Source organism: Aureimonas phyllosphaerae (assembly GCF_900113065.1).
Classification (GTDB): domain Bacteria; phylum Pseudomonadota; class Alphaproteobacteria; order Rhizobiales; family Rhizobiaceae; genus Aureimonas; species Aureimonas phyllosphaerae.
Genome location: NZ_FOOA01000033.1, coordinates 1 through 24,682 on the forward strand (window position 1 = coordinate 1; position 24,682 = coordinate 24,682).

Annotated in this window: 23 protein-coding genes and 2 pseudogenes; 11 read left to right on the top strand and 14 right to left on the bottom strand. The window is 65.5% G+C overall.

Annotation, left to right across the window (positions count from 1 at the left end; all coding sequences use genetic code 11):
- Positions 1-312: integrase core domain-containing protein (locus BM175_RS21005; RefSeq protein WP_139224748.1), on the top strand; the 312-nt coding region annotated here is incomplete at its 5' end.
- A gap of 34 nt (positions 313-346) precedes the next feature.
- Here BM175_RS21005 and BM175_RS21010 read toward each other — a convergent pair.
- From BM175_RS21010 to BM175_RS21040, 7 genes and pseudogenes are all read right to left on the bottom strand, one after another.
- Positions 347-547, bottom strand: a pseudogene (locus tag BM175_RS21010) (transposase); the annotation flags it as partial.
- A 109-nt stretch (positions 548-656) separates the two neighbouring features.
- Positions 657-1,136 carry an NUDIX hydrolase gene (locus BM175_RS21015; protein ID WP_090966621.1) on the bottom strand — a complete coding sequence of 160 codons (480 nt, stop codon included), beginning with the start codon at positions 1,134-1,136 and terminating at the stop codon, positions 657-659.
- A 9-nt stretch (positions 1,137-1,145) separates the two neighbouring features.
- Positions 1,146-1,718 (bottom strand): histidine phosphatase family protein, encoded by a 573-nt coding sequence (locus tag BM175_RS21020; RefSeq protein ID WP_090966623.1) that lies wholly within the window; start codon positions 1,716-1,718, stop codon positions 1,146-1,148.
- 28 nt (positions 1,719-1,746) lie between these two features.
- Positions 1,747-2,562 carry an inositol monophosphatase family protein gene (locus tag BM175_RS21025; protein WP_090966625.1) on the bottom strand — a complete coding sequence of 272 codons (816 nt, stop codon included), beginning with the start codon at positions 2,560-2,562 and terminating at the stop codon, positions 1,747-1,749.
- Between the two features lie 8 nt (positions 2,563-2,570).
- On the bottom strand, positions 2,571-3,638 hold the full coding sequence (locus tag BM175_RS21030; protein WP_090966627.1) for an ABC transporter ATP-binding protein: 1,068 nt from the start codon (positions 3,636-3,638) through the stop codon (positions 2,571-2,573).
- Positions 3,635-5,875, bottom strand: a complete 2,241-nt coding sequence (locus tag BM175_RS21035; protein ID WP_090966629.1) for an ABC transporter permease — start codon at positions 5,873-5,875, stop codon at positions 3,635-3,637. The genes BM175_RS21030 and BM175_RS21035 overlap by 4 nt, the downstream gene beginning before the upstream one ends.
- Positions 5,876-5,937: 62 nt before the next feature.
- The gene (locus BM175_RS21040) at positions 5,938-6,963 is read right to left on the bottom strand and encodes an ABC transporter substrate-binding protein (protein WP_090966631.1); all 1,026 of its coding nucleotides are present in this window, start codon (positions 6,961-6,963) and stop codon (positions 5,938-5,940) included.
- A 137-nt stretch (positions 6,964-7,100) separates the two neighbouring features.
- Between BM175_RS21040 and BM175_RS21045 the strand changes: the two genes are divergently transcribed.
- From BM175_RS21045 to BM175_RS21060, 4 genes are all read left to right on the top strand, one after another.
- Positions 7,101-8,129: a LacI family DNA-binding transcriptional regulator gene (locus tag BM175_RS21045; RefSeq protein ID WP_244546106.1), complete on the top strand. Its 1,029-nt coding sequence runs from the start codon at positions 7,101-7,103 to the stop codon at positions 8,127-8,129.
- A 391-nt stretch (positions 8,130-8,520) separates the two neighbouring features.
- Positions 8,521-10,173 (top strand): Na/Pi cotransporter family protein, encoded by a 1,653-nt coding sequence (locus tag BM175_RS21050; RefSeq protein WP_090966635.1) that lies wholly within the window; start codon positions 8,521-8,523, stop codon positions 10,171-10,173.
- A gap of 262 nt (positions 10,174-10,435) precedes the next feature.
- Complete coding sequence (locus BM175_RS21055; protein ID WP_210185820.1) at positions 10,436-11,551, top strand: Gfo/Idh/MocA family protein; 1,116 nt, start codon at positions 10,436-10,438, stop codon at positions 11,549-11,551.
- A 566-nt stretch (positions 11,552-12,117) separates the two neighbouring features.
- Entirely contained in the window at positions 12,118-13,629 is a 1,512-nt protein-coding gene (locus BM175_RS21060) for a YcaO-like family protein (RefSeq protein ID WP_090966637.1), read from the top strand.
- On the opposite strand, the gene BM175_RS21065 is transcribed toward BM175_RS21060, so the two are convergent.
- From BM175_RS21065 to BM175_RS21085, 5 genes are all read right to left on the bottom strand, one after another.
- Positions 13,626-14,531, bottom strand: coding sequence for a carbohydrate ABC transporter permease (locus tag BM175_RS21065; RefSeq protein ID WP_210185821.1), 906 nt, complete (start codon positions 14,529-14,531; stop codon positions 13,626-13,628). The genes BM175_RS21060 and BM175_RS21065 overlap by 4 nt on opposite strands.
- Positions 14,528-15,400: a carbohydrate ABC transporter permease gene (locus tag BM175_RS21070; protein WP_090966639.1), complete on the bottom strand. Its 873-nt coding sequence runs from the start codon at positions 15,398-15,400 to the stop codon at positions 14,528-14,530. Before BM175_RS21070 ends, BM175_RS21065 begins: the two co-directional genes overlap by 4 nt.
- Positions 15,401-15,440: 40 nt before the next feature.
- Entirely contained in the window at positions 15,441-16,706 is a 1,266-nt protein-coding gene (locus BM175_RS21075) for an extracellular solute-binding protein (protein WP_175526959.1), read from the bottom strand.
- 451 nt (positions 16,707-17,157) lie between these two features.
- Positions 17,158-18,084, bottom strand: a complete 927-nt coding sequence (locus tag BM175_RS21080; RefSeq protein ID WP_090966642.1) for an EthD domain-containing protein — start codon at positions 18,082-18,084, stop codon at positions 17,158-17,160.
- Positions 18,085-18,391: 307 nt separating this feature from the next.
- Complete coding sequence (locus BM175_RS21085) at positions 18,392-19,099, bottom strand: helix-turn-helix transcriptional regulator (RefSeq protein WP_090966644.1); 708 nt, start codon at positions 19,097-19,099, stop codon at positions 18,392-18,394.
- 83 nt (positions 19,100-19,182) lie between these two features.
- Between BM175_RS21085 and BM175_RS21090 the strand changes: the two genes are divergently transcribed.
- Positions 19,183-19,608: a VOC family protein gene (locus tag BM175_RS21090; protein WP_090966646.1), complete on the top strand. Its 426-nt coding sequence runs from the start codon at positions 19,183-19,185 to the stop codon at positions 19,606-19,608.
- 166 nt (positions 19,609-19,774) lie between these two features.
- Here BM175_RS21090 and BM175_RS21095 read toward each other — a convergent pair whose 3' ends face one another.
- Positions 19,775-20,668, bottom strand: coding sequence for a LysR family transcriptional regulator (locus tag BM175_RS21095; protein WP_090966648.1), 894 nt, complete (start codon positions 20,666-20,668; stop codon positions 19,775-19,777).
- A 110-nt stretch (positions 20,669-20,778) separates the two neighbouring features.
- Between BM175_RS21095 and BM175_RS21100 the strand changes: the two genes are divergently transcribed.
- The 4 genes from BM175_RS21100 to BM175_RS23275 all read left to right on the top strand — a co-directional run bounded on the left by BM175_RS21100 (position 20,779) and on the right by BM175_RS23275 (position 23,313).
- On the top strand, positions 20,779-21,663 hold the full coding sequence (locus BM175_RS21100) for an SDR family oxidoreductase (RefSeq protein WP_090966650.1): 885 nt from the start codon (positions 20,779-20,781) through the stop codon (positions 21,661-21,663).
- Positions 21,664-21,948: 285 nt separating this feature from the next.
- Positions 21,949-22,521 (top strand): hypothetical protein, encoded by a 573-nt coding sequence (locus BM175_RS23010; RefSeq protein WP_210185822.1) that lies wholly within the window; start codon positions 21,949-21,951, stop codon positions 22,519-22,521.
- Between the two features lie 160 nt (positions 22,522-22,681).
- Positions 22,682-23,197 (top strand): hypothetical protein, encoded by a 516-nt coding sequence (locus BM175_RS21110; protein WP_139224749.1) that lies wholly within the window; start codon positions 22,682-22,684, stop codon positions 23,195-23,197.
- On the top strand, positions 23,191-23,313 hold the full coding sequence (locus BM175_RS23275; RefSeq protein WP_280141137.1) for a hypothetical protein: 123 nt from the start codon (positions 23,191-23,193) through the stop codon (positions 23,311-23,313). Before BM175_RS21110 ends, BM175_RS23275 begins: the two co-directional genes overlap by 7 nt.
- A 21-nt stretch (positions 23,314-23,334) precedes the next feature.
- Here BM175_RS23275 and BM175_RS21115 read toward each other — a convergent pair whose 3' ends face one another.
- Positions 23,335-24,003: a hypothetical protein gene (locus BM175_RS21115; protein WP_090966653.1), complete on the bottom strand. Its 669-nt coding sequence runs from the start codon at positions 24,001-24,003 to the stop codon at positions 23,335-23,337.
- A gap of 400 nt (positions 24,004-24,403) precedes the next feature.
- Between BM175_RS21115 and BM175_RS21120 the strand changes: the two are divergent.
- Positions 24,404-24,673 (top strand): annotated as a pseudogene (locus BM175_RS21120) (transposase); the annotation flags it as partial.
- Positions 24,674-24,682: the final 9 nt, after the last annotated feature.

Genomic DNA, 24,682 nt, shown 5'->3' on the forward strand with positions numbered 1-24,682 from the left:
GTTCGCGAGTGGATCACGGCGGTCGGCGCCAGGACCGCATTCATCGAGCCGGGCAGCCCTTGGGAGAACGGGTACTGCGAGAGCTTCAACTCCAAGCTTCGGGACGAACTCTTGAACGGCGAGATCTTCTACAGCCTTGCGGAGGCGCGCATCGTCATCGAAGGTTGGCGTCAGCACTACAATACCAAACGCCCGCACTCGAGCCTGGGTTACCGCCCGCCGGCACCAGCCGTCGTGCCGTGGCCGGCTGCGCCACCCCAACCCGCTTCGCCGGCCATCTTAAACGTCGCCGGCAAGCCCACCATGCATTAGATTTGAACCGGGCCACCTGTTGGACGCAGGCCAGCTTCAGGCGGCCGTTCTCGTCCTCCAAGCCCTTCAGGCGTCGCGCCTCCGACACGTCGAGGCCGCCGAACTTGGCCTTCCATTTGTAGAACGTGGCCGAGCCGACGCCGTGTCTTCGGCAGACCTCAGCCGTTGCAACGCCCGCCTCCTGTTCCCGCAGGATCGCAATGATCTGCTCTTCCGTGAACTGTGACTTCTTCATCTGTCCGTCCCCTATCGTTGGGCGGACTCTAGCCATCCATGGCTGAAATTCAGGGGGTCACGTCAGCCGCAAAGCAGACATTGCAGAACGACCGCTCCGACACCGGTAGTCAGAACTTGATGCTCGCCTTATTTCCCAGGAAATCGCAAGCCGTCACATTCGCCGGAAGGTTCAGCATAAGCGTGCTGAGTTCCGGCTCGAGGACCAAATCAGCTGCTTCGAGCAAGGACACCCATCTGACCGTGCGCTGATCCCGCTCCTTCCAACGCTTCTTCTGCCGCTTTACCTTTAGCGCATAGACATCCACCCGAGTGAGCCGGAAGTCGATGCGGGTTCGACGCCAGTACGTGTAGGAACCTACGTCGTCAGGGAAGGCGATCCCGACGACCCCGGCTTCCTCCTTCGCCTCGATCCTCGCGGCCTCCGGGTCGGGCAGCCTCTTCATGGGCCATCCCTTTGGAATGATCCAGCGTCCCGTACTCCGCGACGTCACCAGGCAAATTTCCGCGCGGTGCTCTTCGTTCATACGAATGGGCATGGCCGCGACCTGATAGGCGCGGCGGTCGGACTCGATAGCGATCGAAGCCATCCTCAAGCTTCAGCGGGGTGCGATCGGAGCCCAGCCGCTCGTCGGCCGAAGGCTCGGCAGGACGGCCTTCCACCAATGTCCCTGGGAGGGCTGATCGAAGGTTCTCGATATGGCATGGCCCGAAAGCGCGCAGAACAGCAGCGTGCCGACGGCTCCATGGGAAACCACTGCCACGTCACCTTCTCCATGCTGGGCCAGGATTCGAAGCACCGCCTGCCGGACGCGCGTCTGCGCATCGATCGCCCGCTCCCAACCATGGATGCTGGTGTTCGGATTCGCGAAGAAGGCGTCGGCGACCGCTTCGAACTCAGCCGGCGGGAGAAAGCCGGTCGCGCTCCGGTCGTTCTCGCCGAGATCCTTCGAGACCTGGATGCCGAGACCCAGAGCCCCGGCCAAGATACCAGCCGCTTCGATCGCCTTCGTCTCGCCGCTGGCCCACACCGTGCGAACGTCGGCGCACACTGACGAACGCGAGAACGCTCGTATCCGCTCGATGCCTTTATGGCTCAACTGCCAGCGTTCGATCGGCACCGCCGGATCGACGACGACTTCAGGATGGGTGACAAACAGCAGCGATGCCATGGCGAAGGCTCAGCGATGGGACGACCGTTCAGGCGGCGTTCGCTCCGACGATCCGCAGGAGGTCCGCTTTCGTGCCAGGCGAACCCACGATCACCGCTCCGCCCGCGCTCATGCTGCTCCACCCTGACGGATCCACGATCCAGCCGCCAGCTTCCTTGATCAGCACGTAGCCTGCGTAGCAGTCCCAGGCATTCATGTGTGGCTCCCAATAGGCCGCCAGACGGCCCGCGGCCACATAGGCCATCATCAGCGCGCCGGATCCGTTGCGGATGAACATGCCGCCTTCGTCGAGAAGTTGCTGGACGACGCCGGAGACGACCCGGCTGGGAATACGGTGATTGGCGCCGAGGCCGAGGACGCCGGACTGGAGCGTCGCCTCGCTCGAAACATGGATGGGCTGTCCGTTGAGCGTCGCGCCGCCGCCGCGACGCGCGGAATAGAGCTCGTCGGTGGTCGGCGCGTAGATGACGCCGGCCACGATCGCATCGCCCCGCATGATCGCGATCGAGACGCACCAGGCGGGGATGCCGAACACAAAGGGGCTGGTGCCGTCGATCGGGTCCATCACCCATCGGAAGCCGGAGGTGCCCTCTTGCAGGCCGTACTCCTCGCCCAGCAGGCCGTCATCGGGAAAGCTTGCCGCGATCCGCTCGCGCAGGAGCGTCTCCACCTCCTTGTCGGCGATGGAGACGACGTCCTGCCCGCTCGTCTTCTGGTCGATCGTCAAGCGGGAACGATCGCGGAAATAGGCGAGGGCGATACGCCCGCCCTCTCGGGCGATGGCTTCGGCCAACATCTGGCGATCAGCGACAGTGGTGTCGGAGTGTTCGATCGGGTCGGACATGGTTTCTCTCAGGCAGGGATCAGGGCGACGCCGCGCTCGTGCAGGCCGATGCCGATATCGCTGGCAACGGGGCGCACGTTCTCGATGGCGGAGTCGACGACGAAGAGGCGGCCGTGTGTCGTCTCGACCTCGTATTCGATGTGGTCGCCGAGATAGGCGGCGCTCGTGACGCGCCCGTCCAGGCGATCGGGGCCCGGCTCGCCCAACGTGATGGCATTGGGGCGGATCGCGAGCTTGGCGGCGCCTTCACGCGCCGTCGGCATCCGGATCGGATGGCGCAGGCCGCCGAGCCTGGCTTCCAGCCCGCCGTCCGCCCGCCTTGCGACCTCGCAAGGAACGACGTTCGCCTCGCCGATGAAATCGGCGATGAAGGAGGAAGCCGGCGTCTCGTAAAGCTCGCGCGGCGTGCCCGCCTGCGCGATCTCGCCGGCCTGCATGACAATGATGCGGTCAGAGACCGCCAGCGCCTCCTCCTGGTCGTGCGTCACGTAGACGGCTGTGAAGCCGAGGCGTTGCTGAAGCTCCCGGATCTCGGTGCGCACGTGGCGGCGCAGCCGCGCGTCGAGATTGGACAGCGGCTCGTCGAGAAGCAGGACCTGGGGTTCGAGAACGAGCGCGCGGGCCACCGCCACGCGCTGCTGCTGGCCGCCGGACAGTTCGCTCGGCAGGCGCTCGGCAAAGCCTTCGAGGCCGACGAGGGCCAGGCCGTCCTTTCCCCGTTCCATCGCCTCGCGCTTGGAACTGCCGCCCGAGCGCAGGCCGTAGGCGACGTTCTCGCCGACGGTCATGTGCGGGAAGAGGGCGTAGGACTGGAACACCATCGAGACGTCACGCTCGTTGGCGGGCAGGTTGGTGACGTCGCGCCCGCCGATCAGGATGCGCCCCGCCGTCGGCTGCTCGAGGCCCGCCAGCATGCGCAGTGTCGTGGTCTTTCCGCAGCCGGAGGGGCCGAGCAGCGTGACCAGCGTGCCTGGCTCGATGTCGAAGCTCAGCGAGCGGATGGCGACCACCGATCCGAAGCGCTTCTCGACGGCGTCGAAGCGGACGGACCCTTTTTGCACAGGGGCTTGGGTCATGCGGGCGTCTCCTGCGAAAGCGTGGCGGCGGTCGTCGGTGCGGCGGCGGCCGGTGCGGCGTTGCGGGTCTCGCGCCGCAGCGTGCGCTTGCCCACCGCAAGTTGGAACAGCGCGATCACGCAGATCATGACGACGATCAGCACGGTGGAATAGGCGATGGCGACGCCGTACTCGCCGTTCTCGGTGAGGCCGACGATGTATGAGGTCGCCATGTTATACTGGGCGCTGACGAGGAAGATGACGGCGCTGATCGAGGTGATTGAGCGCACGAACGAGTAGACGAGCGCCGCGACGATGGCGGGCTTGAGCAGCGGCAGCACGACCCGCCGCAGCGTCGTGAACGAATTGGCGCCGAGCGTCAGTGAGGCCTCGTCGAGGCTGCGGTCGAGCTGGCTCATGGCCGCGATGCCGCCGCGCACGCCCACCGGCATGTTGCGGAAGACGAAGCAGATCACGAGGATCAGCGCGGTGCCCGTCATTTCGATCGGCGGCAGGTTGAAGGCGAGGACGTAGGATACGCCGATCACCGTTCCGGGAATGGCGAAGGAGAGCATCAGCACGAACTCCAGCGCCTCCCGGCCGGCAAAGTGCTGCCGAACCAGGAGATAGGCCGAAAGGAGGCCGACCAGCGCTGTGAGGGGCGCGGCGATGAGGGCGATCTCCATCGTGGTCCAGAACGAATCCCAGGCGACACCGGTCCACAGAAGGCCGGCGTCCCCAGCCGAGACCGAAAAAGCCTTGGCGTAGTGGTCGAGCGTCAGCGTGTTGTCGAGACCGAGCGTGCGCACGAAGCTGCCGGCGATGATCATCGCATAGACGGTCAGCGTGAAGAGCACCCAGACCGATACGACGGTCACCACCACGGCGCGCAACCTGCGATCGAGCGGCGCGTGGCGTCCCGAATCCCCCTTGCCGGTCACGGTCGTGTAGCTGCGCCCGCGAAGCCATAGGCGCTGAAGAAAGAAGGCCGACAGGGTGAAGCCGAGAAGGACGAGCGCGAGCACGGCCGCGCGGGCAGGGTCGTTCTGCGCGCCGACCACGGCAAAGAAGATCTCGGTCGACAAAACGCCATGGCTGCCGCCGAGCACCAGCGGATTGCCGAAGTCGGCCATGCTCTCGATGAAGCCGACGAGGAAGGCGTTGGCGAGGCCGGGACGCATGAGCGGGAAGGTGACGGTCCAGAACGTGCGCCAGCGGTTGGCCCGCATGGTCTGCGCCGCTTCCTCCATCGCCGGGCTGATGCCCTCCATCACGCCGATCAGCACCATGAAGGCGATCGGCGTGAAGCTCAGCATCTGCGCGATCCAGATGCCGGGCAGGCCGTAGAGCCAGCGGCCGCCGTCGAGGCCCGTCAGGGTCAGGATGCCTTGCGTGACGACGCCCGAGCGTCCGAACAGAAGGATGAGGGCGAGACCGATGACGAAGGGCGGCGTGATGATCGGCAGGATCGTCAGAAGGCGCAGCAGGCGCTTGAAGGGAAAGGCCGTGCGCGTGGCGACGAGCGCGAAGGCGAGTCCGAGGATCGTCGTGCCGAGGCCCGTGCAGATCGCGAGCGTCACGGTGCGCCAGGCGAGGCCGCAACTGCCGGCGCCCGTCAGGCAGGCGAGCGACCAGATCGACGGGTCCTGGATGTTGGCGAGGAAGCTCGTCGCGTCGAACGAGCCGTCGATGGCCTGGAAGGCGCCTGCGAAGAGGCTCGCCAGCGGATAGAGCACGAAGGCGGTGACGAGCGCGACGACGAGCGCGATGGCCGACAGCACGAAGGCGTCGCCGCGCAGGCGCCCGCGCTCGGCAAGACCGAACGAGAGGAAGAGAAGGAAGGCGAGCGCCAGCGCGAAGGCGCCGAGGCCGAACGGTGGTTGGCCGTCGTCCAGCGCGCCGAAGAGGCTTTCCCAGCCGCTCCAGTTCCAGCCGCCGTAGCCGATCGCCAGACCTTCCGAGACGAGAAAGGCGAGGCCGATGCCGCCGACGGCCGTGAGCCAGCGCCCGCGCCGCTCGCCGGGGGGCACGAAGCGCAGGGCGACGGCCGCAGCAAGGAGCGCGGCGAGCGGCACGAGCCAGAGCGCCGAGCGCAGGCCGATCTGCAGGAGACCCGGCGCGGCGTCCGGGGAGAGGGGCCATGCACCGAGCCAGCGAAGCGACCAGAGGCCGCCTTCAATGCCGTACCAGGGCAGAAGGGCGAAGGCGACGAAGGCGAGGGTGAGAGCACCGTCGAGCCGGCGCGCGCGCGAATCCATCGGCTGGATCTCCCGAGGACTGGAGGACGGCGGGCGCCGAGGCGGCGCCCGCCGAGGCCGGATCAGTTGGCGGCGGCGCCGATCTCGCGGTCCCAGCGCTCGAGCAGCGCCTTGCGAGTCTCGGCGTTGCCGTACTTGGCGAAGTCGTAGTCGATGAGCTTGATGTCATCGAGCCTGGGCGCCTCGGGCGGCACGGTCGCGCCCTTGTTCGACGGCAGCTGGAAGCTGTCGGCCTCGGCGGCCTTCGACTGGACCTCGGGCGACAGCGCCCAGTCGTAGAAGACCTTGGCGTTCTCGAGGTTCTTGGCGCCCTTGACGATCGACATCGAGCCGACCTCGAACCCGGTGCCCTCGCACGGCGCCACGGTCTTCACGGGAAAGCCCTGCTTGGTCATGGCGACGGCGTCGTGCATGAAGACGATGCCGATGCCGGTCTCGCCGCGCGCCGCCGCCTTCACCGGGGCCGAGCCCGACTTCGTGTACTGGGTGACGTTGGCGTTCAGCGCCTTCTGATAGGCGAAGGCCTCGTCCTCGCCCATCAGCTGCACGAGCGTGGCGAGCGCGGTGTAGGCCGTGCCCGACGAGTTGGGATTGGCGATCTGGATCTCGCCCTTGTACTTGGCGTCCGTCAGGTCCTTCCAGCAGGCGGGCGCGGCCAGCCCCTTCTTTTCCAGGATCTGCGTGTTGTAGCCCCAACCGAGCGCACCGGAATAGACGCCCACCGTCTTGTAGCCGGACACTTCGGCCTGGCGTTGCGCCCAGGGCTGCAACTGGTCCAGCATCGGCGACTTGTATTCCAGCGTCAGGTTGTCGTCGGCCGCCTGCAGGTGCGGATCGCCCGTGCCGGCCCACCAGACGTCGGTCTTCGGGTTGCGGGCCTCGGCCCGCAGGCGTGCGTACGCCTCGCCGGAGCTCATGCGGACCATGTTCACGTCGATGTCGTGGCTGGCTTCGAACTCCCGTTCCATCAGCTCGCACCATTTGACGTCGGCGGCGCAAACAAGGTTGAGCGTACCCGCCGCGCGGGCAGGCAGGACCGCAGCCATGGCGCCAAACAGGATGGTCGTGACGAGAAGTTTGGTGCGCATGATCGAGCCTCCCAGCATCGTGATGAGCGTTGCACTGCTGTGCAAGCTCAACCGGACACCGTCGATTGTCAACCGGGCATCGTGGTGCCAATGTGATGCATCAAACCGATGCACGGCCATGCAAGGGAAATCGGGTTCTGAGCAAGACGACGCGCAGTCGGGGGACGGGGCCCGCTTTCGCCAGCGCCCAGGAGGTCGCGCGCCTTGCCGGCGTTTCGCGGTCCGCCGTATCCCGCGCGTTCACGCCAGGGGCGAGCATCTCTCCGGACACGCGCGCCAAGGTCGAGGCTGCCGCGGCCGAACTAGGCTACCATGTGAACCATCTGGCACGCGGGCTCATGCGCCAACAGACGGGGATCGTCTGCCTTATCGTTGCCGACATCCAGACGCCGTACCTGTCGCGACTGCTCGAAAACCTGTCGCGATCGCTTCAGGAGGCGGGCAAGGTCGTGATGGTTCTGAACGCGGGCAGGACTTCCGGCAATGTCGAGGGGGCGCTGCGCCAGACCCTGAACTACCGTGCCGACGCGACCGTCGTGCTGTCCGGCACACCCTATCGCTCAATCGCCCAAAGCTGCCTCGACAGCGGTCAGCGCCTCGTGCTTCTCAACCGGAACGATCACCTGCCCGGCACCGTCAATCTCGCGGTCGATAACGCCCGCGCTGCCCGAACGGCCGCGACCCTCTTCCTTCGCGCCGGTTATAAGCGCCTTGCCCTCGTCACCTCGGGGATCGGAACCCCGAGCCTTCTCGCCCGACGAGAGTGCTTCATCGCCGTCGCCATGGAAGCTGGGGCAGATGTTACGGTGTGGGAAGGCGGCGCGACGGCGTACGAGAGCGGGCTGCAAGGGGGGACGGCGCTGTTCTCATCCGATGAGCCGCCTGATGCCGTCTTTGCCGTCACCGACCTTTTGGCCTGCGGCGTGATGGACGCCGTCCGCCACCGCTTCCGTCGCCGCGTCCCGGACGAGGTTGGGGTCATCGGGTTCGACGATATCGAGCAGGCTGGGTGGGCGTCCTACGATCTCACGACCTTCGCGCAACCCGTGGTCGACATTACCGACTGGACCGTACGGATCGTCGCGGGCAGGTTGGTCGAGGAGCCGGCGGATCGCGTGTTCGAGGCACCGCTCGTGTGGCGGTCGTCGGTCGCAAGGGCCGTGTAACCGATCTCTCTCTCCGGCCTAGCAGCGGAATCCTCGGGTCAATACGCCGGCGCCTGCAAAGGGGGAACTTATGTCAATCGCTGCTGTATCGCACTTGAACGTCCGCTGTATCAGCGCATGGGGCCGAAGCAAGTCGTTCGCTAAACCTGGATGCTCAAAGCGGAAGCGGACAATATCGAACCGACGAGGTTGAGAAGGCCTGATCCGGAGGGGCTATACCTGAACGCTACGTGTCCGCAAACGCGTTGCTGACAATCGCAACAGGAACCGAACTGCAATTCCTTGAAGCAAGCCAGCTAAAAGCGCACGGCTTGCGCTTTATGACAGTCAGACGCAGGCTTCTTCGTGCAGTCTGGGTCCGGGAAGCATCCGATCCAGGCAGGAGTGTCGCATGTCCGCCACGCAGATCCTGATCAGCCTTTCCGGCCAGATCGGCCTTCTCCTCTACGGCATTCACATGGTGACGACCGGGGTGCGGCGCGCACTCGGCAGTCGGCTGACCCGGGTCCTGCACATCGGTCTGCAAAACCGAGGCTGTGCGTTGCTGACCGGGATCGGCGTGACCGCTCTTCTTCAAAGCAGCACGGCCACGGCGATGATGGTCACCGCATTCACCGCGGGCGGCGTCGTGGACCTGATGCCTGGACTGGCCGTCATGCTCGGCGCCAACATCGGCACGACGCTGATCGTCCAGCTTGTCTCTTTCGATATCACCGGAATCTTCCCGGCGCTGTTTCTGGCTGGCTGCCTCGCTTACCGCTCCGGCCGCACCTCGGCGGTGCGCGACGCCGGCTCGGCATTGATCGGCCTCGGTCTGATCCTCCTTGCGCTTCATCTGCTCATCGCCACCATGGAACCTCTGGAGCAATCACAAGCGCTCAGTGACCTTCTTCGGTCCGTCACAGCCGACCCGCTGCTGACCATGCTTTTGGCCGCGGGACTGGCTTGGGCTGCTCACTCAAGCGTCGCCGCGATGCTGTTCATCATGTCGCTCGCAGGCACAGGGGTGATTGCTCCCGAGGCAGCGCTCACAATGGTCCTCGGTGCCAATCTCGGCAGCGCCTTCAATCCGCTGATCTCCAGCCTCGGCGACGATCCCGTACGAATGCAGCTGCCCCTCGGCAATCTGATCAACCGCCTCGTCGGTTGTGCTCTTGCCCTGCCGTTCCTCGGACCACTGAGCGAGGCCATGCTGTCGCTCGATGCTTCGCCGGCGCACGCCGCAGCGAACTTCCACGTCGCCTTCAACGTGGGTATGGGGCTCATCTTCATCGCCCTTCTGCCGCAAATGGCGCATTGGCTCGAGAACCTCTTCCCTGCTCGGGCCGCGGCAAGAGATCCCGGCGCGCCGCGCTATCTCGACGAAGCTGCCGTGTCCATCCCATCGGTCGCGCTCGCCAATGCTGGGCGTGAGACCTTGCGCATGGCCGACGTCATCGATCAAATGCTGCGGGCCTCCCAGCAGGCATTCCACGAGGACGACCACGAGAAGATCGCCGCCACGCGAAAAATGGACGACATCCTCGATAGGCTGTTCGCCGCGATCCAGAACTATCTCGGCCTCATCGGTCGGGAGCCGCTCGGCGACGCCGACGCGCGCCGCCTGTCTGATACGCTGGCCTTGGCCATCAACCTTGAGCACATCGGCGACATCATCGATCGCAGCTTGATGGACAATGCCGCCAAACGGATTCGATCCGGCATCGAGTTACCAGAGGATGCCAGACGGCAGATCGACGACATGCATACGCGCCTCCTTGATCACCTCCAGCTCGCAGTTGCCGTCTTTATGTCCGGGGATGTGGAGGCGGCGCACCGGCTGGTGGTTGAGAAGGAGGGGTTTCGCGAACTCGAAAGAGCCACCACACAGCGGCATGTCATTCATATGCGTGGGGGCCGACGCGAGCGGATCGACGCGAGCTCGATGCAACTCGACATCATGCGAGACCTCAAGCGCATCGAATCCCACATCGCTGCGACCGCGTACGGCCTGCTCGAGCTATCCGGGGATCTGCGCTCCAGCCGCCTTCAGCCGAGGGCGTGAGAAACCGTAGGGTGCGCGTCGTAGTGTTGCTGAGGATCGCTAGGCCGATCAATCCGAGCGTCCGCTTTCCAATTCGTGTGAATCAACAACGAGCGACCGTGACGGGTCGCTAGCGGTCCGTAATTATCGCTATGCAATATGCTCGCGCTAGACTTCGCATAGGGTAGTGACGCTGCCGCGCATCTGCGTAGGGGAACATCTGGACCTCTCATACCTTCCGACCTCGACGCGAAGCGATCGCGACGAGACACAGGAAGGCATGATGTTCGGAAGCAGGAAGAAGGTCCGTTACGCTGTGGTCGGCGGGGGACAGATCTCGCAGCAGGCGTTCATGCCCGGCATCGGGCGCACGGGCAACTCGGAACTCGCTGCGCTCGTGACGGGAGACCCCGTAAAGGCCGAGAAGCTGGCAGGGCAGTACGGCATCAAGGCCTGGAGTTACGAGCAGTACGGTGAACTGCTGGCGTCCGGCGAGATCGACGCAGTCTACGTCGCGACGCCGAACTTCCTCCACCGCGACCACGCAGTCCCTGCGCTTGAAGCGGGCATCCACGTTTTGCTCGAGAAGCCGATGGCCTCCAGCGTCGAGGAGGCCGAGGCGATCCTTGTTGCGCAGCGCAGGGGCGGCGCAAAACTGATGATTGCCTACCGCCTCCACCACGAGCCGGGTACGGTCGAGATGATCACACGAGCCCGCAAGGGCGAGTTCGGCGAACTCCGCTATTTCACTTCGACCTTCGCCCAGAACGTGCGCGAGGAGAACTCACGTGGCCACAACGGATACTGGGGCGGCCCGGTGCCGGATATGGGCACCTATCCCCTGAACGCGGTGCGCAACCTCTTCGGGGAGGAGCCGATATCCGTCCACGCGGTCGGCACCAAGACGCCGAGCCGCGGCTTCAACTTCCATGACACGGTGGCAGTGACACTGCGCTTCCCGGGTGAGCGGCTGGCGCAGTTCACCGTCAGCTACGCCACCGCCCCGTCCGAATCCTTCACCCTCGTTGGCCGGAACGCCAGCATCCACGCCTCGCCCTGCTTCATGTTCGGGCCCAAGGTCGGCATCGCCTATGTCGAGAAGACCGAGGATGGGGAGACCGAGCACCGCTTCGACCCGGTCGAGCAGTTCGGCAACGAAACGGAATACTTTTCCGACTGTATCCTCAACGACCGCCACCCGGAAGCCGACGGCGAGGAAGGGCTCCTCGATATGCAAGTCCTCGAGGCGGTCGCACGGTCGTTGGACACGGGCGAGACGGTGATGCTGGAGCCGCGAACCCGCAAGCGATCCGTCGAGCCGGATCAGGCGCTGACGCTGAAGCCTGCAAAGCAGCCAACCGAAGACGACATGATCAACATCATTCCCCAGTCGGCATAGCCACCTGCGCAAATCCACAGCTCATTTTCGGCGGCGCGTCGGTTGCGGCGTGTCGCCGACGCTCCCATGCTTCCCCGTCCGTGCCGGTCCGCTGAAGGGTGATCCTGCGCGCTGGCGCGGCTTTCACGCTTCTATACGATCTGACATCGGTCAGTTTTGCGTCGTGCCGGCAAGGCAAACCCGATGATGAGCCACCGAAAGCGTTCTGGTTGGTGATGCCAAAGGCTGGCCTTGAGGGTCTGACCTATGTGCGGGCTCGGAACCTTCGGATGCGCGCGGCACGCTTCGATCAGCGGCTCCAGATCAGACCATTGCTCGTTGCCTGGCATCTGCGCGCTTCTCCTCATGGGAAAGGCCACGGAGATAGTGCTCGCTTCAGGCCCTAAGCGGCTACGGACGTTCGGCTGCAGGTGCTGCCAGGCACACCCGCTCATCCCTGCGGCTAAACATCCACGCAACAACCCTCTTGTCGCCAATCGGGGCGGGAACTCCAGGTATCGGGCAGTCCGGTTCGCTTTGGGCCCTTCTGTGAAATGCCGGAGCTTTGCTCCAGTCTGGAGTTGCCGATGAGCCTGATGGGTCTGCCAACGCTCCCTGACGCCGCGCGAGCCTACCAGGACGCGTTACCGCCTGGGCGCTTCGTCGGATTTCCACTGCACGATCTCGACCGGACCGGCGTGCGCGCCTGGAAGGTCGCGCTGTTCCTCAACGATGGGGCGGCGCTTCCGGGCAACCTGCCGTCGGGCTACGGATACGGGTTCGACGACGACACGGCATTGATCGGGGCGTTTGCCGAGATCGCCGAAGCGATCCTGCCGACGCTGCGCCTGATCGAGGAGCCGCGCTGGATCGGTAGCTACCGAAGCCTGAAGGCCGAGCGCGGCGCGGCAGGCATCGTCGATCCCCTGACACTGTGCCTGCCGGCCGGCAGTCCGGTCACCCACGATACGCCACTCGCTTGGATCGAGGCGAGGCGACGACGCACCGGCGAGCGGGTGCTCGTTCCCATGGACGTCGCGGCGACGGACTATTTCGAACTCCCCGATGGCTACCAGCCGTTCACGACCTTGATTACCAACGGCTTGGGCGCCGGTCCCGATCTCGACTGGGCCGTCGGGCACGGCCTCCTCGAGCTACTTCAGCGCGACGGCAACGGGCTCGGCTTTCGCGCGCTGGACAAGGGGATCGTGCTCGACGTCGACTCGTCCGATCTCGACTCGCCGACCCGGGATCTTCTTAAGCATCTCGACGCAGCGGGGATCGAGGTGATCCCGAAGTTCGCGAGCGACGCGTTCGGCCTCGCCAATGTCTATGTCGTGGGCTTCGACCGGCCGGGCTTCGGGCCGCGCACGCCGATCATGCTGTCGGCCTGCGGCGAGGCTTGCGATCCCGACCGCGCGACGGCGCTGCGCAAGGCGCTCCTGGAGTTCTGTTCGGCGCGCGTGCGCAAGAGCTACGCCCATGGGCCGATGAGCGAGCCGCGCCGCGTGGCGCCCGAGAGCTTTATCGAGGACTTCCTCGCGCAGGCCATGCCGAGCCTCGTCGGCGGCGAGAGCCGGGCCTTCACCGCCATGCGGGACTGGTCGACGCGCGAGGTGTCAGACCTCAAGGCCGAACTCGACGGGTCGGTCTTCTCGCGCCGCGCAACCAAGGCGTTCCGCGAGCTGCCGGCCCACCCTCTGCCCACAAGTCGCGAACGCGGGCGTTTTGCGGCGGAAGCGCTGGAGGCCGCAGGCTTCGACGTTCTGGTCGTGGACGGCTCGCCTCGCGATGCGAGTGTCGGGGTCGCCAAGGTGATCGTGCCCGGTCTCGAAGTCGAGACGATGAGCTACTACCGGATTGGCGAGCGCAACGCGCGCCGGCTGATGGAGGCGGGGAGCGATTTCATCCGGTTCGGCGCGGAAAGCGACACGCTCCGGCCCATCCGCTTGACGCCGGAGGCTTTGGAGCGGCTCGGTGGTCGCCAGCCTCTTCTCGATACAGCAGCGGTCGATCGCGCGGTCGGGCCGCTCTATCCCCTGTATCGCGAGCCCGAAGCCCTGCATGTCGCCTGGAGCCTCGAAGCGGACGGACGCTAGCGGGTGCGCGCCGGCGAGCCGGTCAGGGCGCTGACGTAGAAGCGCTGAAGAAGGAGAAAGGCGACGATCACCGGGGCGATGGTCACGAGGATCATCGCCTGCTGCAGCGACAGCTGGCTTTCGGTGTCGAAGGCGCCCCGAACCATGTAGATGCCGATGGGCGCGGTCTGGAGTTCCGGTGCGCTCTGCGTGACGGTCAGCGTCCAGGCCACCTCGTTCCAGTGGTAGACGAATACGAAGAGGGCGAGCGTGGCGGCGGCCGGGCGCACGATCGGCAGCACGATCGACCAGAGAATGCGCCATTCGCCCGCCCCGTCCATGCGGGCAGCCTCCAGAAGGTCGTCGGGCACGCCGATCATGAACTGGCGCATCAGGAAGATGCCGTACCACGAGACCGAGAAGGGCAGGATCAGCGCCGCATAGGTGCCGAGAAGGCCCGTCCCGCCCTGGCCGAAGAGGTCGTTGCCTCCCAGAAGCGGCCAGTAGCGCAGGAAGAAGACGAGCGGGATCAGGAACAGGAAGAACGGAAAGAGCTGGGCGACGATCACGAAGCGCAGGATCGCGTCGCGCCCCCAGAACCGGAACTTGGCCAGCGCATAGCCGGCCGAAACGCTGGTCGCGACCTGAAGAAGCGTGATCGAGACCGTGGTGAGGGTGCTGTTGAAGATCCACAGCGCCAGCGGGTAGCGCGAGAACACATCGGTGAAGTTGCGCCAGACGGGCGTTGCCGGAAGATAGGGAGGAGGGCGCATCAGCCGTTCGGCCGGCGTGCGCAGGGCGCCGAGGAAGAGATCGGCGAACGGCACCACCATGGCGAGGGCGCCCAGCGTCAGGACGGCGAAGGCCGCAAGGCGCCAGACGGGATGGCGCCGCACGCGCGCCGGTGTCGCAGCCCCGCTCACCAGGCTTCCAGCCCGCCCCGGCGCATGAGCCGCAGCTGGAGGAGCGCGATCGCGAAGACGATCACGAGGAGGATGTAGGCGCCCGCCGAGGCGAGCCCGAGACGCAGGTCCGAGAAGGCCATGGTGTAGATGTGGAGCGCCGCGACATGCGTGGAGTTGACGGGGCCGCCGCCGGTCAGAACCAGCATCAGCGCGAAGTAGCCGACGCCCTTGATCATGTTGGTCATTGCGACGAGGAGGATCGTCGGCTTCAGGAGCGGCAGGGTCACGTACCAGAACACCCGCAGCGGACCGGCACCGTCCATCTCGGCGGCCTCCTCGCAAGCCTCGTCGATCCCGTCGAGTCCGGAAGCGAGAAGCATCATGTCCTGTCCGACGTGGAACCAGACGAAGACGACCACGAGCGCGGACATCGCGAAGGCCGGATCGGCGAGCCAGGCGGGACCTGCGATGCCGACGAACGCGAGGAGCCGATTCACCAGTCCATACGGGTCCGCCAAAAGGAACTGCCAGATATAGGCGACCGCCACGACGTTGGTGACGGTCGGCAGCCAGAATGCACTGCGCCAAAGACGCTTCAGCCGGCTCCGGCGGAAGGCGAGGGCGAGCGCCAGCGCCAGCGGCACGCCAACGGCGATCGTCGCGCCGACGAACACGGCCGTGTTGCGTAGCGAGGCGTAGAACAGGGGATCGCGCGTCAGGAGGTAGCGATAGTTCGCAAGCCCCGCAAAGCGCGGTGGGGCAAGCGAGTTCCAGGTTGCAAAGCTCAGGCCCAGCGACAGAACGAGCGGCAGGACGAAGAACACCGTCCCGAGGACCAGCGCCGGCGCGAGGAACACATACGGCGCAAGCCGCCTGCCGAGCGTCATGCCCGGCAAGCGCCCCGGGTCCGGCTGACCGAAATGCCCTTCACTGCGGCAGGGCCAAGAGGTTCGTGATCTCGGCGTCCGCCTTGGCGAGTGCGTCGGCGGGGCTCATGCGGCCGAGCCAGGCCTCCTCGATCTGCGTGCGAAGGACACGGTCCATCTCGGCGGTCTGGGCAATGTTGGGATCGCTTATCGCACGCCCCGAACGCAGCGCCTCGACGAAGGGAGCGGTGAAGGCGTCGCCGAAATCAGCCTGCGATGCCGCAAGATCCGCCTTGTTGGCCGTCAGGCTGCCGAGCGAGACCAGCATGTCGCCGACGCAGGACCGTTGCCCTTCGCCCTGCGGGCTGTGCAGCCAGCGCAGAAGCGCCCAAGCCTCCGCCGGATGTGCGCTCTTGGCGTCCACGCTCTGGTAGAAGGAGTACTGGTAGGTCTTCCAGTCCGGACCGCCGGGGATCGGGGCGACGCCGACCGTTTCGTCGAGCTTGTCGCCCAGCCCCTCGCGCATCAGCTGCTTCATCCAGTTGGCGCCTGTGATCATGCCGATCCGTCCTGCCGGAAAGTCGCGGATCTGGTGCGATGCGCTGGTCAGGCCGTCGCGAAAGAGCTGCGCTTGGCCTTCCAGGGCCTCCACCGCGGCCGGCTCTGTCAGGTGGGTGCCCGCGAGGTCGTCGGTCAGGATGCTCGTGCCCTTCGAGAAGAGGAGCGTCCGGAACGGGTGCGCCGCGTTGGCGACGCTCGGCCCGAACGCGTATCCCGCAACCTCGACGCGGCCGAGACTGTCGCGCTTGGCGATCTTGGCCGCCGCATCCATCAGGCTCGGCCAGTCCTTCGGCGGTTCGGCGATGCCGGCCTCGGCGAACAGCTTCTTGTTGTAGATCAGCATGTAGAGGGCGACTTCGGCGGGGATGCCCCAGAGCTTGTCGTCGATCACCGCGGACTGCGCCGTGCTCGCCTCGAAGTTCTGGGCGATGAAGTCGAGGATCTCCTGCGGCGGTTCGGCGAGGATCGCATTGTCGACGAGGCGTTTCCCCCAGATTGAATAGACGTTGTAGATGTCGGGGTTGGCGCCTGCGACCTGCGAGGTCATGACGTTCTGTATGAAGTCCGCGATCGGCGTCTGCCGGTAGGCGATGCGGATGCCGGGGTTCTCGGCCTCGTAGCGACGGAAGCAGGCGGTGAGCGGCGCCATCTCGGTGTCGGTGTAGTGAGCCGCGAAGGTGAGGGTGACCGGCTCCTGCGCCGTGGCCCCCGGCATCATGGCCAGCGTCGAGAGAACCGCGATCGCATACGCCTTCAGTTTCGTCATCGGTCTTAAGCCCCCGTCCTCAACCGGGCTGACCATGCCGCATCGCGAGCCCGGACAATACAGCAGACCCTTCCGCTCCCAGCCTTCAGGACGTTATGTCGCGAGTTCTTTGGCTGGCTTCAAAAGAGGAGGCGCCAGAACGGGAAGTTGCTGGGCCAAGTCGTGGCTCAAGTCGCTGTTGAATACCAACCGTGATGGTCAGTAGCGGTCGAAGCTGTCGAACGGCTTTTGGGTGTCCGCCACTGATTTACCGAGGGCTGGTGTTGGGTGAGAAATCTCCGGTCCGCTAATGGATGACAGATCGCGGAAACGGACAGTGTCAGCCAACCAGCAGCCGAGCTTGTTAGGGCGACGAGCGTCACCGACGGCACAGCCATCGTGTGATAGCGCCGCCGCAGAAACAATCGGCCGTGCCGCAAGCAGTGGACATGCGGCTCGCGAGTTGGCGTCGCTACGCGCGTGACGGGATCTCGCCCGTGGCGATCAGCGTCCGGACGTCTTCGCCGGTCTGGTTCACCGCGCCGATCTGCTCGATGAGCTGAGCCGGGCGACTTCCACGCAGTCCTGCCAGAGTCAGCTCCTTGTCGCGCACATACGTGTAGACCCCGCTGACCGCAAAGCCCGTTGCGTGGGCAACGTCCTGGCCGAGATCTTGCGTGGCGGTTTTGAAGGTGGACGATGCATAGAACTGCCGCCGTTCGAGCGGCGTGGCGAACGCCAGTTCAAGGATCGCAACCAACCCGCGCTCCGGGGGGACGTCGTGCGCGACGTCGGGGGCCGGCGGGGCAGGTTTTGCGTTGTCGTAGCGGTCCGGCAGATGCAACCGTAGCTTCAGTACGACAGCCTCGCCCGCCAGATGCCGGGCCAGCCTCTCGATGCGCGCTCCGAACGCACCCGCATCCTCGTGTGAAGCTCCCAAATGAACGTGGATCCGATCCAGCCCATCGTCTCCGTTGGGTACAGGATCGCGAGAGCGATCGACGAATGTCGTTGATCCCTTGGGCAGCGCGTAGGCGACCGTTGCCGCGAACATGTTCTGCTCGTCGGCGAAGAGAAGGCTACAGGCGTCGTTGAAGATCAATTGATCCTCAGCGCTTGCAAACCCGATCTCCACGCCGCCATCGAGGTCATAATCGCAGAAGCGCTGGATTCCGTCGATCTCTGGCCACAGATGAGCGTCCTGTTCTCGATTGAAGTGGTTCTGAACGTACCAGGCAAGGCCTGGTATACGTGAGCACAAAGGTCCGTGCACATCGCGCCAGTACGTAGCGAACAGCGCATGTGGTACGCGCTCGCGGCGCAACACGGTCGTATACGTGTTGACGGCAATGGTGCGATCGCGCTCGGCGTAGTCCAGTTGGGTCGAGATCAGAGGCAAGTTCGTATCCTTGGCTTGGCTGAGAAACGAACTTGGAAGACGCGTTGCGAATGGCCAGACGGAACCAGACGGGGACATAGGCACCAACTCGTCCCCAATCGAGGCATAAGACCGGCTCGACTGGGTCGAAAGCGGGTGGTCCGCTTCCGGGCTTCCGGGCTTCCGGGCTTCCGGGCTTCCGGGCTTCCGGGCTTCCGGGCTTCCGGGCGTCCGGCGCCCCCGCGCCGATCGGCTCGACCGGGTGGTTTTGAGACGGTCTGCTATCAGAGATAACAGTATGATAGCGGACCTGCACTTGGCGACAGCCTCATATGCGCGCGTCCGGCGTTGGATGCTGCCGCTTCAGTTCCGCCACATAGTCCCGCAGGAGCGCGGCCCGGCGCGGCCGGAAGCTTGACCCGGCCAGGGAGACGGTCCGAAGACGGTCGGCGCGGAACATGCGGAAGTCCTCTCGCAGGCAGCACCACGCGAGCATGGTCTGCGTCCGGTCGGTGTAGACGACGGCGAGAGGCAGGACCATCCGTTCGCTGACCGCGTCGTTCTTGTCGGCATAGGCGATCCGTAGCGCTTCCTCCCGCCAGCACGCCCCGCGCACGATCTCCATGTGAGGCGTCATCTCATAGCGCGGTGTCGGCCGGAAGACCTGTGAGATGGCGTGTAGGAGATACTGCTCGCGGTCGTCGGGCAGCGTAGCGGCGACCTTGGCGAGGACCGATGCCGCCGCCTCGGCCAGCACCGGGTCGCCCATGCTGGCGACCTCCGCCATCCCAAGCGAGATCGCCTCGATCTCAGCACGCTCGAACGTCTGGGGCGGAAGCGCGTAGTCTTCGATCAGGCGGTAGCCGTAGCCTCGCTCGCCCTCGATCCGAGCCCCTGCCGCGCGTAGGGCGTCGATGTCGCGGTAGAGCGATCGCTGCGAGACCTCGGTCGCTTCTGCCAGCCGCGCCGCGGTGATCGGGGCGGGCATCGTGCGCATCGCCTGGAGAAGGCGGAACAACCGATCCGACCGCGCCATGCCATCTCCCCTTCGCCAACTGTCGCGAACTGTCAGTTGGGTCGGTCTACCCTGTTTCTCGTCAAGTGCGAAAGGGAACCGGCATGACCATCAAGACGACCACCCACCTGAACTTCCGCGGGCAAGCTGGCGAGGCGCTCGCCTTCTACCAGTCCGTGTTCGGCGGGCGACAGATGCTCTTCACCTACGCCGACGCTCACGCCGTCACCGATCCGGCGGAAGCCGACCAAGTGATCTGGGGCGAGGTCGCGTCGGAGGACGGCTTCCACGTGATGGCCTTCGACGTGCCGGCCAGTCGTCCTTGGGACCCCGGGACGATCCCGGTCTTCGTCTCGGTACGTGGTGGTGATGCCGCGGAGGTCACGCGGTACTGGGAAGGGCTCTGCGAGGGCGGGGTGGTGCTTCAGCCGCTGGGCCCGGCCGGCTTCTCGCCGCTTTATGGCATGGTCCGTGACCGGTTCGGCATCACTTGGGTGTTGGACGTGCAGGCACCGCAGGTTCGCTCCTAGCCGTCGCGGGCAAGTGCAGGGCGGACGGCGTTCGATCCGGGGAAGGGCTTGATGCCGGCAAGGGAGCTCCGCGAGACGCACGCTGGTTTCGAACGCCCGCTCGCCAATCCCTTAGGGTGCCGTGACACGGGGCCCGAGGCAGCACTTCCGGTGCCGCATTGAGGGCTCAACCGTCGACATAGGTCGCCAGCTCCTCCGGGGTGCCCCGGGGGAATGCCTCTCTCAACAGATCGAGGAAGGCGGACACGCGAGCACTGAGAAGGCGCCGCGAAGGGTAGAGCGCCCACAACGCGATCTCGGATCCCGGTACCTCACCCCAGCCGACCAATCGTCCACCGGCGAGATCGCCACTGACGAGCGAGACGGGTAGGCGCGCCGCCCCGACGCCCACACGCACCGCATCGCGAACCATGACGAGCGACGAAAGGCGCATGACCGGGTCGACAGCCACGCGCATCTGGCCTTCAGCGATCTCGAGCTCCCAGATCGCGTTTGGATCGCCCGATCCGCGAAGCACCACCGGGATGGTGGCGCCTTGGCAGGGACGCGCGAGGGCGGGGCTCGCCACGGTCACTAGTCGATCGTGCAGGAAAGCGCGCCCCACGAGATCGGCGTCCGGCGCCGGGTTCACCCGGATCGCGAGGTCGTACCCTTCCTCGATCATGTCGACCGGGCGATCGTCGGTCGTCACCTCCAGTCGGACGGCCGGATGCCGAAGGGCGAACGCCACCGCCAGGCGTCCCATCGCGGTCTGCGAGAACAGGAGCGGCGCGCTGATCCGGAGCCGGCCGCGGACTGCTTCGCCGCCCGACGCGATCGCCGCGGTGGTCTCCTCGAGTTCGGTCAGGAGGCTGCCCGCCCGCTCGAACAGGGCCCGCCCTTCCTCCGTCAGCTTGAGGTCGCGTCGCCCCCGCTCGAACAGGCGCAGGGACAGAGCGGCTTCGAGTTCGGCTACGCGACGTGACAGCGTTGCCTTGGGTCGTGCGGCCGCTCGGGCGGCCTTTCCGAACCCGCCATGCTTGGCGACGAGCGTGAAGTCGACGAGGGCGAGGAGATCCATACTGTTCCACCAGCGAGACGGCGCGTCCCGATATAGCGGCTATTGGTACGGATGTGGATCGACGATCTTTAGGTCAGCCAAACCGGCTCGAACCGAAAGGAACCCCTCCCATGACCATCCTCGTCACCGGTGCCACCGGCCGCGTCGGCCGCAACGTCGTCGACCAGCTTGTCCAGCGCGGCGCGAGCGTCCGCGTCCTGACCCGCGACCCCGCCAGGACCGCCTTCCCCGACGGCGTCGAGGTGGCGAAGGGCGACCTACTCGACATCGACGCGCTGCGCGTCGCCTTCTCCGGGGTCCGCACGCTCTTCCTCCTGAACGCGGTGACCGGCGACGAATTTACGCAGGCCCTCATTGCGCTCAACATCGCCCGCGAGGCCGGTATCGATCGCATCGTCTACCTGTCGGTGTTCGAGGCCGATCGCGCCGTCAACGTCCCGCACTTCGCGGTGAAGTACGGCGCCGAGCGGATGCTGGAGGCGATGGGCTTCGGCGCCACGATCCTGCGGCCGACCTACTTCATCGACAACGAGGTGATGGTGAAGGACGTGATCGTCCAGCACGGCGTCTACCCGATGCCGATCGGCTCGAAGGGTGTCGCGATGGTGGACGCACGTGACATCGCGGAGGTCGCGGCGCTGGAGCTGATCCGCCGAGACTCGGCGACGGAGAAGCTGCCGATCCGGACCATCAATCTCGTCGGCCCCGACACGCTAACAGGCGACGATGTCGCCGGCATCTGGTCCGAGGCGCTCGGTCGACCCGTCGCCTACGGCGGCGATGACCCGAGCGGGTTCGAGGCGAACATGGCGAGCTTCATGCCCAAGTGGCAGGCCTACGAGATGCGCCTGATGGCCGAGCGCTATGTCAGCGACGGCATGATCCCGGCGGACGGCGACGGCGAGCGTCTAACCAAGATGCTCGGCCGCCCGTTGCATTCCTATCGCGAACTCGCTTCGGCGATCGTCGCCTTAGGCGTTAGCGGTGAGGCATGAGCACTAGGGTGCCTCTGGGTAGTCTCGCAGCACCCTGGTATCATGTGGAATGGATGTCTGCTTCGCGGACGTTTTGGCGGCAGCCCCAGCGGCAATGTGGGTCGGTAGCGGATGGACCGCTTCAAGACGTCCGCTTCCGCAGGGCCGATCGGCTGGACCGGGTGGTTTCGTGCCGGCCTGCTTCGAAGGAGCGTTGGGTCCGAAGCTGACGTCGCTTGCAGGTCGTAAGCCGGGCGGACAGATTGGTGATCGGCATCCGTGCAACGTCAGCTTGGAGTTGAACCCATGCACGTCCTGATCCCCGCCCTGGGCCTTGCTGCCGCAGCCCTGTCAATGTCGACGACGTCCGCAATGGCCGCGGTTCCCTTCATCAACGCTACGTGCCCCGGACGGATCGAGGTCCATGCCGACGAGGGCGGTCCGATCTACGTCGGCGGGCGTGAGGCGACTCTGAAGCGCTTCAACGACAACTACTACGAGGCGCGCTCCGGCGGGGTCACGATCTCGCTGACGAACCGTCCGGACGGCACGCCCGACGTGTCCTATACGGGCAAGGGGCGCGCGAACGGCGTCTGCCAGATCAAGGCGGCGCCCGACGACGGGATGAGCCGGAGCGGTGATGCACGACCGGAGCCCAGAGGCAGACGCTCTGCCGGGGTGTCCATGGGAGCGTTACCCGACCAGTGCCGCCGCGAGGCGACCGAGGAGTTCGACGTGCGGTCGAGCGACGTGACGACCAACATGGCCTTCCGAAGCGGCGAGCGCATCGTGGTCCAGGGCAACTTCCGCGATGGTGGACGCACGACCTTTTTCAACTGTTGGTTCGAAGGCGACGGCAACTTCATATCGGTGAACTGACAAACCGATGAGCGGGCGGCCCGGACGGCCGGCAGCCCTTGTCTCACCGGAAAGGAACGAGCTACCGTACCAGTCCGCCGAACCCACCGCATCCGGCACAATTAGCGCACGCGGCTGGGTCCTCCTGCTCGTTTCTGTCGCTGTCGGCTTCGCGGTCCTTTTGCTGGCACCGCCACGCGTCTTCGACGGCATCCTCTCCGTCGTCTGGGCACTGGCCTTCACAGCGATCCCGCTCGTCACGCTTCATGTCGTGTCCGGTGGCAAGGTCGGGCGCCTGCTCCGCGGATACGGAGTTCGAGCGTTCGGCCTATCCCTCCTGTTCGGCATCGCCACCCTGATGGCCTCGTTGGCGATGGCCTTGGCCATGCGACCGTTCGCGCCGCTGGAGCCGAACCGTGTCGGCGACGTTCTAGCGAACGCCAACGCCCTTGCCGTTAGTATCTTTCTCGTGCGGACCTCCGTCCAACTGGTTGGGGAAGAGGTCGTGATGGTCCTGCCGCTTCTGGCTGTCACATGGTTCTGCACGGCGAGGATGTGCATCGGCCGGCGCGGTGGCCTTGCGATGGGCATCGCGGTCTCGACGCTCCTCTTCTCGGCCATGCATCTTCCGACCTACGACTGGAACGTGGTCCAGTGCTTCGCCGTCATCGGCACGGCACGGCACGGCTGGTGCTGACCGCAGCCTACCTGCGCACCGGGAACCTGTGGGTCTTGTCCGGAGCGCATATCCTCAACGACTGGTCGATCTTCGCCGTCGGCTATGCTGGAAGTCACCTGCCGACCGGCACCTGATCCGGCGAGCGGTGACCTGCGTCAGGCGGGCGCGATGAAGGACGCCATGACCAGCGCGATGAGGACGAAGAGCACGGCGCCGACGAAGATTGTGACGATCACACGAGCCAGTGCCTCGACTAGGCCGACGCCCGCATGCAGCACGAACCACTGTGTCTCTACGGCGACGTACCAGACGAGCCCCCCACCGAACAGAACACCCGAGACGGTCCAGGCCGTAGGATTGGCGTAGCGCGCGCTGGTCATCGCGAGATCGAAGGCCAGGGCGAAGGGCGCCGCCGCGTAGCACTGGCTGAAGAAGGCGGGGCGCAACGTCTCGCGGGTGAGCGGCTGCCCGAGCCTGCGGATCCCTTGCACCGCCATCATCAGCGGGAACAGGCTGAAGAGCACCGCCCGGAACAGAAGGAGGTTGCGTGGATCGGCCATGGCGCCCGTCAGTTCGCGCATCGGCAGGCCGAACCGCAGGTCAATAAGGTGAGCGATGAGCAGGGTCAGGAACAGGAAGATCGGCGGGCTGATGGCGGCGGAGTAGCGGACCTTGGCGTCGGAGCCGAGTTCGGCCTCGGCACAGGCCATCATGCGGATCGGATGACGGATGCATTTCCAGAGCGTCAGGGGGTAGAACAGGAGCCAGGAGACGAGTTCGTAGAGCAACTCCTCGACGGACTTCAGGAGGTTCATGAGGTCCATGCGTGGGTCTCCGTCGGCGCCGGGATGAAGCTCCTTGCCACAACCCTACGATCGGGAACTCATGCTGGCTATGTCTGCTCTTCGGACACGTTGCCCCCTGCGCGAAGGGCGACGTTGAGTTGATAGCCGCCCGATCGCTTTGGGTCGTCCGCTTCCAAGCCGCCGATTGGCGCGACCGGGTGAAACTAGTCGGGCAGCTTCGCGACGCGTATAGGCATAAGCCGACGCTACCGCAGCGATCCTGTTCAAGCGATCGCAGAGTTACAGCGTTCAGGACGGCGGTTCGGCGTCGAAGACTTCAGCTATTGCACCCGACACGCCGGGAGAGCCGCTGCCTGGCCTGCCCCCTGAAAAGTGGCCCTCCGTGAAGTAGGCTTTTGAGCCGCTGGAGGACACGAGAATGGGACAGAAGAAGCACAAGCCGGAAGAGATCGTCGCCAGGCTGAGGCAGGTCGACGTGTTGCTGTCGCAAGGCCGCCCGGTTGCGGAAGCGATCCGTACGATCAGCGTGACGCCGTTCACCTACTACCGGTGGCGCAAGGAGTTCGGTGGGCTGAAGTCCGACCAGGTGAAGCGTTTGAAGGACCTCGAGAAGGAGAACGAGCGCCTGCGCAAGGCCGTGTCGGACCTGACGCTGGAGAAGCTGATCTTGAAAGAGGCCGCCTCGGGAAACTGGTGA

Coding starts and splice junctions, on each gene's coding strand:
- BM175_RS21100 (WP_090966650.1), top strand. CDS start 20,779: ATGACCATCCTCGTCACCGGTGCCACCGGCCGCGTCGGCCGCAACGTC.
- BM175_RS21050 (WP_090966635.1), top strand. CDS start 8,521: ATGTCCGCCACGCAGATCCTGATCAGCCTTTCCGGCCAGATCGGCCTT.
- BM175_RS21095 (WP_090966648.1), bottom strand. CDS start 20,668: ATGGATCTCCTCGCCCTCGTCGACTTCACGCTCGTCGCCAAGCATGGC.
- BM175_RS21055 (WP_210185820.1), top strand. CDS start 10,436: ATGTTCGGAAGCAGGAAGAAGGTCCGTTACGCTGTGGTCGGCGGGGGA.
- BM175_RS21020 (WP_090966623.1), bottom strand. CDS start 1,718: ATGGCATCGCTGCTGTTTGTCACCCATCCTGAAGTCGTCGTCGATCCG.
- BM175_RS21040 (WP_090966631.1), bottom strand. CDS start 6,963: ATGCGCACCAAACTTCTCGTCACGACCATCCTGTTTGGCGCCATGGCT.
- BM175_RS23010 (WP_210185822.1), top strand. CDS start 21,949: ATGCACGTCCTGATCCCCGCCCTGGGCCTTGCTGCCGCAGCCCTGTCA.
- BM175_RS21075 (WP_175526959.1), bottom strand. CDS start 16,706: ATGACGAAACTGAAGGCGTATGCGATCGCGGTTCTCTCGACGCTGGCC.
- BM175_RS21035 (WP_090966629.1), bottom strand. CDS start 5,875: ATGGATTCGCGCGCGCGCCGGCTCGACGGTGCTCTCACCCTCGCCTTC.
- BM175_RS21015 (WP_090966621.1), bottom strand. CDS start 1,136: ATGGCTTCGATCGCTATCGAGTCCGACCGCCGCGCCTATCAGGTCGCG.
- BM175_RS21115 (WP_090966653.1), bottom strand. CDS start 24,003: ATGGACCTCATGAACCTCCTGAAGTCCGTCGAGGAGTTGCTCTACGAA.
- BM175_RS21025 (WP_090966625.1), bottom strand. CDS start 2,562: ATGTCCGACCCGATCGAACACTCCGACACCACTGTCGCTGATCGCCAG.
- BM175_RS21070 (WP_090966639.1), bottom strand. CDS start 15,400: ATGACGCTCGGCAGGCGGCTTGCGCCGTATGTGTTCCTCGCGCCGGCG.
- BM175_RS21090 (WP_090966646.1), top strand. CDS start 19,183: ATGACCATCAAGACGACCACCCACCTGAACTTCCGCGGGCAAGCTGGC.
- BM175_RS21060 (WP_090966637.1), top strand. CDS start 12,118: ATGAGCCTGATGGGTCTGCCAACGCTCCCTGACGCCGCGCGAGCCTAC.
- BM175_RS21030 (WP_090966627.1), bottom strand. CDS start 3,638: ATGACCCAAGCCCCTGTGCAAAAAGGGTCCGTCCGCTTCGACGCCGTC.
- BM175_RS21085 (WP_090966644.1), bottom strand. CDS start 19,099: ATGGCGCGGTCGGATCGGTTGTTCCGCCTTCTCCAGGCGATGCGCACG.